13 protein-coding genes are annotated in these 13510 nt (G+C 56.8%); 4 read left to right on the top strand and 9 right to left on the bottom strand.

From position 1 onward, the window contains the following. Positions 1 to 37: 37 nt before the first annotated feature. The 4 genes from modA to WFK85_RS18300 form a co-directional block, all read right to left on the bottom strand. Positions 38 to 742 (bottom strand): molybdate ABC transporter substrate-binding protein, encoded by a 705-nt coding sequence (gene modA, locus WFK85_RS18315; RefSeq protein WP_336709047.1) that lies wholly within the window; start codon positions 740 to 742, stop codon positions 38 to 40. Beyond that, complete coding sequence (locus WFK85_RS18310) at positions 742 to 1794, bottom strand: ABC transporter substrate-binding protein (protein WP_336709048.1); 1053 nt, start codon at positions 1792 to 1794, stop codon at positions 742 to 744. Before WFK85_RS18310 ends, modA begins: the two co-directional genes overlap by 1 nt. Positions 1795 to 1874: 80 nt before the next feature. Continuing rightward, a complete protein-coding gene (locus WFK85_RS18305) occupies positions 1875 to 2261 on the bottom strand; it encodes a tautomerase family protein (RefSeq protein WP_166993095.1) in 387 nt (128 codons plus the stop codon). Beyond that, positions 2262 to 2594, bottom strand: coding sequence for a carboxymuconolactone decarboxylase family protein (locus WFK85_RS18300; RefSeq protein ID WP_166993092.1), 333 nt, complete (start codon positions 2592 to 2594; stop codon positions 2262 to 2264). A 103-nt stretch (positions 2595 to 2697) separates the two neighbouring features. On the opposite strand from WFK85_RS18300, the gene WFK85_RS18295 reads away from it, so the two are divergent. The 3 genes from WFK85_RS18295 to WFK85_RS18285 all read left to right on the top strand — a co-directional run bounded on the left by WFK85_RS18295 (position 2698) and on the right by WFK85_RS18285 (position 6845). Further along, positions 2698 to 3558 carry a LysR substrate-binding domain-containing protein gene (locus WFK85_RS18295; RefSeq protein ID WP_166993089.1) on the top strand — a complete coding sequence of 287 codons (861 nt, stop codon included), beginning with the start codon at positions 2698 to 2700 and terminating at the stop codon, positions 3556 to 3558. 414 nt (positions 3559 to 3972) lie between these two features. After that, entirely contained in the window at positions 3973 to 5358 is a 1386-nt protein-coding gene (locus WFK85_RS18290; RefSeq protein WP_008455804.1) for a diaminobutyrate--2-oxoglutarate transaminase, read from the top strand. 14 nt (positions 5359 to 5372) lie between these two features. Further along, positions 5373 to 6845, top strand: coding sequence for a pyridoxal-dependent decarboxylase (locus WFK85_RS18285; protein ID WP_166993086.1), 1473 nt, complete (start codon positions 5373 to 5375; stop codon positions 6843 to 6845). Positions 6846 to 6895: 50 nt separating this feature from the next. Here the strand turns inward: WFK85_RS18285 and WFK85_RS18280 are convergent, their stop codons facing one another. The 3 genes from WFK85_RS18280 to ssb1 form a co-directional block, all read right to left on the bottom strand. Next, positions 6896 to 7900: an alpha/beta hydrolase fold domain-containing protein gene (locus tag WFK85_RS18280; protein WP_166993083.1), complete on the bottom strand. Its 1005-nt coding sequence runs from the start codon at positions 7898 to 7900 to the stop codon at positions 6896 to 6898. Then, positions 7884 to 8516, bottom strand: a complete 633-nt coding sequence (locus tag WFK85_RS18275) for a hypothetical protein (protein ID WP_336709049.1) — start codon at positions 8514 to 8516, stop codon at positions 7884 to 7886. Before WFK85_RS18275 ends, WFK85_RS18280 begins: the two co-directional genes overlap by 17 nt. A gap of 119 nt (positions 8517 to 8635) precedes the next feature. Further along, positions 8636 to 9166, bottom strand: coding sequence for a single-stranded DNA-binding protein SSB1 (ssb1, locus tag WFK85_RS18270; RefSeq protein WP_008455813.1), 531 nt, complete (start codon positions 9164 to 9166; stop codon positions 8636 to 8638). Between the two features lie 233 nt (positions 9167 to 9399). On the opposite strand from ssb1, the gene uvrA reads away from it, so the two are divergent. Then, complete coding sequence (gene uvrA, locus WFK85_RS18265; protein WP_008455814.1) at positions 9400 to 12225, top strand: excinuclease ABC subunit UvrA; 2826 nt, start codon at positions 9400 to 9402, stop codon at positions 12223 to 12225. Here the strand turns inward: uvrA and WFK85_RS18260 are convergent, their stop codons facing one another. Both WFK85_RS18260 and aphA read right to left on the bottom strand, forming a co-directional pair. Further along, complete coding sequence (locus WFK85_RS18260) at positions 12226 to 12579, bottom strand: MmcQ/YjbR family DNA-binding protein (RefSeq protein WP_166993077.1); 354 nt, start codon at positions 12577 to 12579, stop codon at positions 12226 to 12228. 138 nt (positions 12580 to 12717) lie between these two features. Further along, positions 12718 to 13431 (bottom strand): acid phosphatase AphA, encoded by a 714-nt coding sequence (gene aphA, locus WFK85_RS18255; RefSeq protein ID WP_008455816.1) that lies wholly within the window; start codon positions 13429 to 13431, stop codon positions 12718 to 12720. Between the last annotated feature and the right edge of the window lie 79 nt (positions 13432 to 13510).

Genomic DNA, 13510 nt, shown 5'->3' with positions numbered 1-13510 from the left:
TATTAAAAAAACCGCCTTCATCGGCGGTTTTTTACTTTCAGACGACAAAGCCGTAATCCCGCAGTATTTGCCGCGCAGCGTCCGAGACCAGGAACGCCCGCAGCGGCTCCGCCCGTTCGTCGCATACCGCCAGCCCATAATCGGCCTGAATATTGTAGGACGCCGGGATCTCGAACACCCGCAGTTCACGATGGGCCTGCAGCGCTGCGGCATAGCTTCGGTAACCAATCATCAGATCGGCCTGCCCGCTGGCAATAAGCCACTGCGCCGCAAGCCTGCCGTCGGGCACGGCCTGCGTGTCCGGTCCGCCAACCAGAGCTAAGGCTCGCGGCTGCAGGGCGATGCCAAATTCAGCTTCAAATCTGCCAAAGAACTGCCAGGTATAATCCCCGGAAGGATCGCTGCCCGGCGTGGACGTGCCAATGCGTAAGGCCGGATTGCTCAATAGCGTTAGCCAGGTACTCTGCTCATCAACGCAGTGCGCCCCCGCCGTCAGGCAAAGGGCGTTCCCGGCAAACCGGTGAACCGCCCGAGCTTTGCCCCGCTCCAGCAGCGTGTGCGGGTGCGCCATGTTTGCCGACGCAAACAGCGAACAGTTTTCACCGGCTTCTATACGGGCTCTTAGCAGGCCCGCAGGCCCAAATTGCGTCTCTGTCGGCAAGCTAGTTTCCTGCTCAAACTGGGCCATAAGCGGCTGCCAGACCCGCCGCAGGCTTCCCGCCGCCAGAATTTGCAGCGTCATTACTCAACGCCTTCATAGTGGGTGCGGTAAAAACGCTGATACCAGCTGTCGGCCACTTTCTTCATGTCGATGTCTTTGAATCTGGCGGGATACAGTTTTTTCGCCATCCACAGCTCGCCGATCGCCATCGCTTCCGGCATCGGGTAGCCCCAGGCTTTGGCGTATTCCGGCATCAGCCAGACCTGATGGCTTTTCACCGCGTCGATCGGCTGCCACTCGGGCTTGCTGACGATCTCATCCACCACTTTGGGGTAACGATCCTGCACGAAGATCACCTGCGGATCCCAGGCGATCACCTGCTCCATCGACACCTGCTTGAAACCTTTCACGGTCGACGCCGCCACGTTCAACGCGCCCGCGTGGGCCATCATCAGGCCGGTATATTTCCCGGATCCGTAGGTGGTCAGGTCAGGATTGGCCATATAAGCCCGCACCCGCTGGTCTGCCGGGATGTCTTTCAGGCGGTCGCTGACCAGCTTGCGCTCGGCAAAAGTGGCGTCGATCAGCGCTTTGGCCTGCTTCTCTTTATTAACCACTTCACCAATCAGTTCGATGCCTTCTTTCAGGCCGAGATTATAGGCTTGCTCTTCGTCCTGCATCGACGGGTTCAGTTTGCCCTGCTCGCCCGGTGTATCGTGCCGCAGAGAAATCGCAATCACCGGGATGCCGAGTTTGCTAATGCTGTCGATCATCTCCTGCGGCGCATAGTTGGTGACGAACACCACCTGAGGGTGCAGCGCCACCAGCTTTTCGGTGTCCACGCTGGTTAAATCCCCTAACTGGGCCTTATGCTCAAGCTCCGGTGCCAGGCGCGCGTAGCCGCTGCCAAGCTGTTGCTTCCAGTTCGCCAGAATGCCAACCACTTTGTCGGTGGCGTTCATTTGCACCAGCAGGTTGAGCGTTTGGTGCTGAAGCACCACGACGCGGTTAACCTCGTCGGGGATCGTGACCTGGCGGCCAAGCTGGTCGGTGAGCGTGCGGTTCGCCAGCGCAGCGAGCGGGGAAAGTACTAATAGTGCGCCCAGCGTCAGGCGGCGGGTAAATCGGTTCACGGCGAGAGTCCTTATGATCGTTGTGTATGAAAATATACAGCGATCATTTCCCCGCGCCCAGCGCTTTTAAGGGGTAGATCTTACTCCGCGAGCAAACTCGCCTTGCCCCCACCAAACGACCAGTCCTCAGCCTTGTTATGGCGAATGACGACCATAACGTCGTTGGGCTGAATGCCCGGTGAATCGGCAAGTTGATCGGTAATGACCCGGTAAAAACGCTGCTTCATCTCAATACTTCGTGGCTTACCGGCCGTTATCTCAATCAGAAGCCAGTCATTGCTGCGCGGCCCCGCCATATAGTGACGATCAAACCGCAGCGCTGATTTATCTTGCTCATGAAAAACCTGAAACAGATCTGCCTCCGGCACATCAAATGCCTCCACCAGCGCCCGCTGTATGCTGGATGAAACCGCCGCCAGCCAGGCCTCCGTTTTTCCTTTTAATAAGGTGACATGAAGTACCGGCATTTATTGCTCCTCCCGACGACATCCGACGATCAGCTTATCCAGTACCTTTAGCGCACTGTGGGCGGCAGGCCAGCCCGCATAAAAAGCCAGATGGGTGATCAGCTCGCTTAACTCCTCATCGCTGACGCCATTTTTGCGCGCTAATTCGAGATGAATAGGCAGCTGTTCAAGCCGATACAGCGCCAGCAGCGCTGCCACGGTGATCAGGCTGCGATCGCGTTTATTCAGTTCCGCTCTTTCCCAGATATCCATGAATAACAAGTCGTTGCTCATGCTGGCAAGTTTTGGCGCCCGGCTCAAAACCCGTTGAATGTCGTGTGATGTTTCGCCCATGAAGCCTCCCGGCTGTTGTTGACAACCTGAGCATACTCATTGAGTATCATTCTAAAAATCAGATATTTTTTAACCAATAATCCTGATTTTCAGGACAATAACTATGACGAATTTAGATCTCGACGTTCTCCGCACCTTTGTGACCGGCATGGCGCTCGGCAGCTTTGCCCGGGCAGCGGACCGGCTGGGGCGTTCAACCTCAGCGGTCAGCGCCCAGTTAAAGAAACTGGAAGATCAGGTCGGAACGCCGGTCGTCAAAAAATCAGGCCGGGGCCTGGCGCTGACACCAACCGGCGAAATTGTGTTGAGTTATGCGAAACGCCTGCTGGAGCTGAATGATGCCGCAATGGCTGCTGTGGGCGACACACAGCTGAGTGGGCTCTTACGGGTAGGGTTTCAGGAGGATTTTGGTGAGGGCTTGTTAACCGATGTTCTTGGGTCATTTAGTCGCGCCCACCCTGCCGTCATTCTTGAGGCACGTATCGCACGAAACGCAGAGCTGGAGTCCGCCCTCAACCATTCGCAGCTGGATTTGGCCTTACTCTGGCAAACGCCATCGGCCTCCGCAGAGAATGAGATCGGTAAAATTCCGCTGCACTGGATGGGCATCCCCGAGCAGGTAGAGGCATGCCTCGCCAATGGGCAGCCGCTACCTTTAGTGGTTTTTGACGCTCCCTGTATTTTACGCCGTCACGCCATTGAGGCGCTGGATTGCGCAGGGATCCCCTGGCGGATAGCCTTTACCAGCAGCAGTCTGAACGGCCTGTGGGCAGCGGCGCGAGCCGGATTAGGCGTGACGCCAAGAACGCAGGTAGGCAAACCAGCCGATCTCCCGATGATCCCGACGCTTCCCGCTCTCCCCTCATTAGGCATTTGTCTACCAAGAGCCTCATCTGAACCTAATCCGATTCGGGATTGCCTGGCAGACATTATTGAAAAACAGGTGGGCGTTTTTTGCCGTTAAAGCTGAACCATCGCCAGATTTACGGGTAAAAAGTGCAACCCCAGTTGCCAATCAATGTCCCAGGGTAATTTTTTGTTGTTAATTATTTCTATCCAGCAAAACCTGGTCTGTCCAGACCGTTTTAATACGCAAAATTAGGCCTTTCAGGGGGCTTTTTTTCCTGCCATTGCCAATAGTTGAGAGATCGGATGTCTGGATACCCGTCAAAAGAGTCTTCAATCCATTGATTTTAAATTAAAAAAATCGGAAAAAATTAATGATTGAGCGGGGGGGTAAAAAGCCATATATTGGCGGCGTTTTATGCACCCTAACCGATACCTATACTCTGGATAATTCGAGTTTCAACTTGAAGCATGACGAGTATTGTTTACTTAATTCAGCCGCTGCGCTCATGCCGACGGTTGTAGGAGAGATATGATGACGGATAAAGTCCGTATTGATACTTTAGATGCAAAATCTGCAAACGCTACCAACGAAACCTATTTGGCACGACAGGCTGAATTCGAATCGAATGTCAGAAGTTACCCGCGCAAATTACCGTTCGCTATAGCCAAAGCCCAGGGCGCCTGGATCATCGACGTGGAAGGTAACCGCTACCTTGACTGTCTGGCCGGTGCGGGCACATTGGCGCTTGGCCACAACCATCCTGACATCCTGCAAAGCATCCAAAACGTCATTACCAGCGGCTTGCCGTTACATACTTTGGATCTGACTACGCCGTTAAAAGACGAGTTCTCAGAATACCTGCTCTCTTTACTGCCGAGCCAGGGTAAAGAGTACTGCCTGCAGTTCTGCGGCCCATCCGGCGCGGACGCTGTAGAAGCCGCTATCAAGCTGGCGAAGAAACACACCGGCCGCAGCGGCGTAATCAGCTTCTCCGGCGGCTACCACGGGATGACCCACGGCGCGCTGTCCGTGACCGGCAACCTGTCTCCGAAAGCGGCCATCAACGGCCTGATGCCGGAAGTACAGTTCCTGCCATACCCGCACGAATACCGCTGCCCGCTGGGCATTGGCGGCGACGCGGGCGTGAAAGCGCTGACCTATTACTTCGACAACCTGATCAACGACGTTGAAAGCGGCGTGCGCAAACCTGCGGCCGTGATCCTCGAAGCGGTTCAGGGCGAAGGCGGCGTGAACCCGGCTCCTGCAGAGTGGCTGCAGCGCATCCGCAAAGTGACCAAAGAGCACGGCATCGTGCTGATCATCGATGAAGTTCAGGCTGGCTTTGCCCGTACCGGCAAGCTGTTCGCCTACGAACACGCTGGCATTGAGCCAGACATCATCGTGATGTCCAAAGCCGTTGGTGGCGGTCTGCCGCTGGCCGTATTGGGCCTGAGAAAAGAGATCGATGCCTGGGAACCTGGTCACCACACCGGCACCTTCCGCGGCAACCAGCTGGCAATGGCCACCGGCCTGACCACCCTGAAGTACCTGAAAGACAACAAAGTCGCAGACAAAGTTGCCGCTCAGGGCGAATGGCTGAAAGGCAAACTGTACGATCTGCAGAAACGCTACCCGGCTATCGGCCACGTTCGCGGCCTGGGCCTGATGCTCGGCATTGAGATCGTGAAGCCAGAAGAAGCACAGGATCACATGGGTTGCTACCCGGCTGACGGCGCGCTGTCTGCTCTGATTCAGAAAAAATGCTTCGAAGCGGGCCTGATTCTGGAGCGCGGTGGCCGTAACGGCTGCGTGCTGCGCCTGCTGCCGTCCCTGCTGATCAGCGACGACGAGCTGGAAATCTTCCTGAGTAAATTTGAAAAAGCCTTGTTAGCCGCTGGCGCAAAAGCTGTCTGACTGGAGTAATAAATATGTCCCGATCTAACCCGATTCTGGCCTCCTCTGCCCAGAGCATTGAGGAGTACCAGCAGGCGATCGCCCAGACCAGCCAGGCCGTAGTGGAATGGCTGCAGCAGCCCCAGATGTACAAGGGCAAAACCGTCGCCGAGCTGAAAGAACGCATTCAGCTCGACTTCAATCCTCAGGGCCTGGGCAACCAGGTCGCGATTGAACGCGCGATTGAGTATTTCTTAAAAGACAGCCTGCTGGTGCATCACCCGCAGTGCGTGGCGCACCTGCACTGCCCAAGCCTGGTGGTTAGCCAGGCCGCAGAAGTGCTGATCAACGCCACCAACCAGAGCATGGACTCCTGGGACCAAAGCCCGTCGGCGACCATCATTGAGATGAAGCTGATCGAATGGCTGCGCGCGCAGGTCGGTTATCAGCCTGGCGACGCGGGCGTGTTCACCAGCGGCGGGACCCAGAGCAACCTGATGGGCCTGATGCTGGCGCGTGACGCTTACTTTGCGCGCCAGGGCCACTCTGTCCAGCAGGATGGTCTGACCGGTGATATCCGCAAAATCAGAGTACTGTGCTCTGAAAATGCCCACTTCTCCGTGCAGAAAAACATGGCGCTGATGGGCATGGGCTACCAGTCAGTCACGCTGGTGAAAACCGATGAGTTTGCCCGCATGGACGTTACCGACCTGGCGGCTAAAATCGCCCAGGCGCAAGCGAACGGCGAGCAGATCATGGCTATCGTCGCCACTGCCGGTACGACCGATGCAGGCGCTATCGACCCGCTGAGCGACATCGTGAAGCTGGCCGCAGAGCACCAGATTTGGGTACACGTTGATGCAGCCTGGGGCGGCGCACTGCTGCTGTCCGAGAAGTATCGTGATTACCTGAACGGCCTGGAGCTGGTGGATTCCGTTACCCTGGACTTCCACAAGCAGTTCTTCCAGACCATCAGCTGCGGCGCGTTCCTGCTGAAAGATGCTCGCCACTACGAGCTGATGCGCTACCAGGCGGCATACCTGAACTCCGAGTTCGACGAAGAGCAAGGCGTACCGAACCTGGTGTCCAAGTCGCTGCAGACCACCCGCCGCTTTGACGCTCTGAAGCTGTGGATGGGCCTCGAAGCGCTGGGCCAGAAACAGTACGCTGAAATCATCGATCATGGTGTGACCATGGCGAAGAATGTGGCGGCCTATGTGGCTGACCACGCTTCTCTGGAGCTGGTGATGCAGCCTCAGCTGGCGAGCGTGCTGTTCCGCTTCCGTCCGGCAAGCCTGGCTGGCCGCAGCGATGCGGAAATCGCGCTGCTGAACCAGAAAATCGGTGATGCGCTGCTGGAGTCTGGCCGCGCGAACGTTGGCGTGACCGAGCATAACGGCGTGACCTGCCTGAAGCTGACCCTGCTGAACCCAACCGTCACCCTGGAGGATGTCAAAGTCCTGCTGGCGCTGGTGGAGAAAACCGCAGAGCCGCTGCTTAACGCGTAATTTTTTGCGAATGAATAAAAGCCGGTCGCGATCCCTCGCCGCCGGCTTTTTTATTGCTTTGAGTTCTCCAGCCTGAGCTGGCGACGAATAAATTTCGTCACTTCTTCCACCAGATCTCTGTCTTCAGGCGTTCCCATAAATCCACCGTGCGGCATCGCCTCAAAGACGTGCAGCTCAGCTTCAACGTTCGCTTTTCTCAACACCCGGTGCAACCTCACCGCATTCGACAGGAATAAATCCCGCGTGCCGCTTTGAATCAATGTTGCCGGGAAACCACGGGTAAAATCGCCAAACAGCGGCGAAAGATAAGGATGCGTTAACTCAGCCCCCGCGGCATAAAGCAGGTTGTTTTCCCTCAACGATCCCGGCAGTACCACATCCACAAGCTGGTTCACCTGGAAGCTGTCGCCGGACTCGGTCAGATCTGCCTCCGGGGACAGCAGCACTAAGGCACCTGGCAACGGCAAGCCTTCATCACGCGCCCGCAGCACCATCGCAGCGGCGAGATTCCCACCAGCCGAACGCCCGGTAATCACGATATTTTCCGGGGCATATTGCTCGAGCAGGTAACGGTATATGGCCAGGCAATCATCCAGCGCAGCCGGATAAGGATGCTCGGGCGGCATTCGGTAATCGACGCTATAGCAACGAAGCCCATACTGCACAGCCTGGGTGCTGGCACTGGCCTTGCAGGCTTCCCCCCCGCCAAAGGTAAACGCCCCGCCGTGCAGATCCACCAGAACGTGATGTTCCGAAGCCAGCGCGCCTGGCGTGGCAATATGCACCGTAGCCTGCTCAATCTGCAGTGTTTGTAGTTCTGGCTCATCGCTCGCTGGCCTGGATTTCATGGCTTCGGCATACCAGGCCGCCGAAGTGGCCTGAATCTGTTTCCAGGCTTCACCGTCGGTGTGGGATGGCATCGCAAAGCGCGCGTTGTGGGGCATGCCATGCTCATCAACCTGGCGGCGCAGAGCGGCCTGCGCTTCATCGCTGATGGAATCAGGGAACGGGATAATGTGCTCGGGGCGCAGAACGCCATCAATTTTGTCTGTCATTGCCTGACCTGTGATGAGTGTCTGCCGCCAGCTTTCGCTGGATAGAGAGTAGCGTGCGCCGCCTGATCCAGCCGCTGGCCGGACGAATGAGCATCCAATAGAGAGCGAACAGGGCTTTCACGCGCGGCGTTGGGCAATAGACAAAGGTTTCGGTACGTAATACCGCCGTGCCGTTGTTCTCAGGCGTGACATCAAAGCGCAAGACCAGCTTAGCCGCGCGTGAGTCGGCAAAATGCTTGAAGGCTTCGGCATCTTTCAGAGACTCGACGTCAAGCAACGGTCGCCAGAAACGCCCGGCCAAACCAAAAGAGACTTCCTGGCTGCTTTGATGCAGCAGAGTGAAAGAGCCAAACCCGAAGGTATCGGCTGGTTCCGTGCTCTCTGACTTAAACAACGCCCGGCGCAGGCGGCGAGGGAGCTGGCGCAAACGGAGTAGCCGACGAATAACCGGATCGTCTTCCATATTCAGCGCCAGAACCGCCTGAATAATGGCTTCAGGCGAACCTTCAATAGGCGGGGAGAGATGCTTTTCATAAAAGCTAAATGAAGGCAGCCATGGCGTGGCGTCCACCTGACGCCGACACGCTCTCTCACTGACAAAACCTAAAAATGCCACGGTATCTTCCTTATCCGAGGGCCGCCTGTCCGGCAGATTTCATGCCGCCATAATAGAAAAAAACCCTGCGAGGCAGGGTTTTATTTGTTCGTCACGTACAGGGTTACACCCTGAGGGGATCAGAACGGGATATCGTCGTCGAAATCCATTGGCGGTTCGTTAGATGGCGCTGGCGCGCTCTGCTGCTGCGGACGAGACTGCGCGCCGCCGCTGAACTGGTTGCCGCCCTGTGGTTGCTGAGGCTGACCCCAACCGCCCTGCTGCTGGCCGCCGTTGCCGCCTGCCGGAGCGCCGCCGCCCTGACGGCCGCCGAGCATCTGCATGGTGCCGCCCACGTTAACCACAACTTCGGTAGTGTATTTTTCTACACCAGCCTGGTCGGTCCATTTACGGGTTTGCAGTGCGCCTTCGATATAAACCTGAGAGCCTTTACGCAGGTATTCACCGGCCACTTCGGCCAGTTTGCCGAACAGCACCACGCGGTGCCACTCGGTTTTTTCTTTGGTTTCGCCGGTTTGCTTATCACGCCAGGACTCTGACGTGGCCAGTGTAATGTTGGCGACAGCGCCCCCATTTGGCATGTAGCGTACTTCCGGGTCCTGACCCAGATTCCCAACGAGAATCACCTTGTTTACGCCTCTGCTGGCCATGTTCGTGTCTCCTGAAACGTTTTTAAATAGTCTAAACCGGGGATTCTACACTATGCCACCCACAATGTTTATAGCTACGAGGGACATTCCAGAATGTCGGCTAAGTATAGCTCGTTTCATTAAAACACTGGATATTCATTCAGGTTTTATTGTGTCATAATTAGCCGTTTCTGGCCGTCGGTTGTACCTCTATACATACCAGGCGCATGCAGTCATTATTCCGGGAAAGGTGAATGGATAAGATCGAAGTTCGGGGCGCCCGCACCCACAATCTCAAAAATATCAACCTCGTCATCCCGCGCGACAAACTGATTGTTGTCACCGGGCTTTCGGGTTCAGGCAAATCCTCGCTGGCATTCGACACCCTGTACGCGGAAGGGCAGCGTCGCTACGTTGAGTCCCTTTCGGCTTACGCGCGTCAGTTCCTGTCGCTGATGGAGAAGCCGGACGTCGACCATATCGAAGGGTTGTCTCCTGCGATTTCTATTGAACAGAAATCCACGTCCCATAACCCGCGTTCCACCGTCGGCACCATCACGGAAATCCATGACTACCTGCGTCTGCTTTACGCCCGCGTAGGCGAACCGCGCTGCCCGGATCACGACATCCCGCTCGCGGCCCAAACCGTCAGCCAGATGGTGGATAACGTGCTTGCGCAGCCGGAAGGCAAGCGCCTGATGCTGCTCGCGCCGATCATTAAAGATCGCAAAGGCGAACACGCCAAAACGCTGGAAAACCTGGCCAGCCAGGGCTATATCCGGGCGCGCATCGACGGCGAAGTCTGCGACCTGTCCGATCCGCCAAAATTAGAGCTACAGAAAAAGCACACCATTGAAGTGGTCGTCGACCGCTTTAAGGTACGTGAAGACATCGCCCAGCGCCTGGCCGAGTCGTTTGAAACCGCGCTGGAGCTGTCCGGCGGGTCTGCCGTTGTCGCCGACATGGACGATGAAAAAGCGGAAGAGCTGCTGTTCTCCGCCAACTTTGCCTGCCCGGTCTGCGGCTACAGCATGCGCGAGCTGGAACCGCGCCTGTTCTCCTTTAACAACCCGGCCGGTGCCTGCCCGACCTGCGACGGCCTGGGCGTACAGCAATATTTCGATCCCGATCGCGTGGTGCAAAACGGCGAGCTGTCGCTGGCCGGTGGCGCTATCCGCGGCTGGGATCGCCGTAACTTCTATTACTTCACCATGCTGCGCTCGCTGGCCGATCACTATAAGTTCGACGTGGAAGCCCCGTGGAACGAGCTGAGCGACGCGGTGAAGAAAGTTGTGCTGCACGGCTCGGGCAAAGAAACAATCGAATTCAAGTACATGAACGACCGCGGGGACACCTCCGTGCGCCGCCATCCGTTCGAAGGCGTGCTGCACAACATGGAGCGTCGCTACAAAGAAACCGAATCTTCCGCCGTGCGCGAAGAGCTGGCGAAATTCATCAGCAACCGCCCCTGCACCAGCTGCGAAGGGACGCGCCTGCGCCGTGAAGCGCGCCATGTATTTGTAGAAAATACCGCGCTGCCAACGATTTCTGATATGAGCATCGGCCATGCGATGGAATTCTTCCAGAACATGAAGCTCAGCGGCCAGCGGGCGCAAATCGCGGAAAAAGTACTGAAAGAGATCGGCGATCGCCTGAAGTTCCTGGTGAACGTCGGCCTGAACTACCTTTCTCTCTCCCGTTCGGCAGAAACGCTGTCCGGTGGTGAAGCCCAACGTATTCGTCTGGCAAGCCAGATTGGCGCCGGGCTGGTTGGCGTGATGTACGTACTGGATGAGCCGTCCATCGGCCTGCACCAGCGCGATAACGAGCGCCTGCTGGAAACGCTGATTCACCTGCGTAACCTCGGCAACACGGTGATTGTGGTTGAGCACGACGAAGACGCCATTCGCGCCGCCGACCATATTATCGATATTGGTCCAGGCGCGGGCGTGCACGGCGGCCAGGTGGTCGCGGAAGGCACCATGAAGGATATTATTGCGGTGCCGGAATCCCTGACCGGGCAGTTCCTCAGCGGCAAACGCGAGATTGCGGTGCCGAAACAGCGCGTTGCTGCCGATCCGTCAAAAGTGCTCAAGCTCTCCGGCGCGAAGGGGAACAACCTGAAGGACGTCACGCTGACGCTGCCGGTGGGGTTGTTTACCTGTATTACCGGGGTATCCGGCTCCGGCAAGTCGACGCTGATTAACGACACGCTGTTCCCGATTGCCCAACGTCAGCTAAACGGGGCGACAATCGCCGAACCGGCACCGTACCGTGAAGTTCAGGGCCTGGAACACTTCGATAAGGTCATCGACATTGACCAAAGCCCGATTGGCCGCACACCTCGTTCCAACCCGGCGACCTACACCGGCGTGTTCACCCCCGTGCGCGAGCTGTTTGCTGGCGTACCGGAAGCGCGCTCGCGCGGCTATACGCCGGGGCGCTTTAGCTTCAACGTTCGCGGCGGGCGCTGCGAAGCCTGCCAGGGCGACGGCGTAATCAAAGTCGAAATGCACTTCCTGCCGGATATCTACGTGCCGTGCGACCAGTGCAAAGGCAAACGCTATAACCGTGAAACGCTGGAGATTAAGTACAAAGGCAAAAGCATTCACGAAGTGCTGGATATGACCATTGAAGATGCCCGCGAATTCTTCGACGCCGTTCCGGCGCTGGCACGTAAGCTGCAAACGCTGATCGACGTGGGCCTGTCCTACATTCGGCTTGGCCAGTCGGCGACCACGCTGTCAGGCGGTGAAGCACAGCGCGTTAAGCTGGCGCGTGAGCTGTCTAAGCGCGGCACCGGCCAGACGCTGTATATCCTCGATGAGCCGACCACCGGCCTGCACTTTGCGGATATCCAGCAACTGCTGGAAGTGCTGCATCAGCTCAGGGATCAGGGCAATACCATTGTGGTGATTGAACACAACCTCGACGTGATTAAAACCGCAGACTGGATTGTGGACTTAGGGCCGGAAGGCGGCAGCGGCGGCGGCGAGATCCTGGTCTCCGGCACGCCGGAAACCGTCGCCACCTGCGAAGCTTCTCATACCGCGCGTTTCCTCAAGCCACTGCTGAAGTAGTCAAACCGACAATTGCTGCCTGACCTGCTCAGGCAGCAATGCCACCGCCTGCTGATACGAAGCATCCACCAGATAATAAATTTGCGAGCCGGGCAGCGAGCCGTCCAGGTAAAGCGTGCTCCAGTGCGCCTTATTCAAATGGGCGCTGGGGAAGACGTCCTGATGCTGCTGACGAAGAAGGTCTGCCAGATCGGGCGTGGCTTTGAGGGAGACTGCCGGGCGCTGGTTCTCCGCATGCACCATGGCAAACAGCACATCGCCGACTTTGATTTGCGTGGCCTTCCAGTCGCTGTGCACGCTCTGCTCTGCGCCGGGTTTTTTCATGCAGTACTCTAAAAGATCCGAATGGGTCATCTTCATTTCCTCGTCCTGAACGTTTACCGGAAGCATTCGCGGCAGCATTAAGTGTGCGCCAAAAGCGGATAACAGACGAGGGAATTGATTAAAAAAACGGCAGACAACTTATGTTAGCTGCCGCTTTTCTGGCCGGGATCAGTATTCGGAGTTGACGATAACCTCTTCGCCAAACGAGCCTGCTTTCGGCAGCGGCTGGTAGCTGGAGTTGGAGGCTCGCAGGATACGAATGCCGCGCGCGCCGACGTCCTGGGCCGCGGTGATGTCGTTGTCTGAATCGCCGTAGAAGATTTTGATTTTCTTCTCTTTCAGCCACTGCGTTTTGGTGTTCTGGCCTTCTTTATCGCCGGCAAAGATCACCGGATTGACGCTCGGCTCCGGGATCAGGAAGTCGTTTTGCAGGGTTTTGGTGACGGTTTCGGTTTTGGTCTGGCTGCGTCCGGTCACAAAGTACACGCTGTCGCCGCGCTTGAGGTGCATGGTGATCAGGCTTTTTGCCACCTCTTTAGGCATGCTGAAGTCATCCCAGCCGTTGTTCATCTTTTCCCAAAAAGCCGGGTTTTTCAGGTAGTCCTGCTTACCCGGCGAGAACTCTTTTTGCCCGCGATAAAAGCCCGGGCTGGAAAACAGCACGGTATCGTCGATATCAAACCCGACGGCGATAGGCGCGCGGCCAAGCAGGCTATTTTCAATTTGTGCCACGGAAACCCAGTGGATTGGCACCTGTTGCGCCAGCTGCGCCACGGTGACGCCAGGATTCAGCGGAGCGGGGGCGGATTCGGTTGCCAAAGCGGCATGATTGAAGCCTGCCAGCAGGCAGACGGCACTGAGTGCCAGGGCGATCTTACGCATTGTTTTCCCTTTATTTTCTGTTTTTAATCGTTGTTAAAATGAGCAGCCTTGCCATAAAGCCTTCCGACCATACCTGCCG

The sequence above is a fragment of the Cedecea sp. VD22 genome, from assembly GCF_037150195.1.
In the GTDB taxonomy this organism is placed as follows: domain Bacteria; phylum Pseudomonadota; class Gammaproteobacteria; order Enterobacterales; family Enterobacteriaceae; genus Cedecea.
This window is presented reverse-complemented; position numbering and strand designations above follow the sequence as displayed.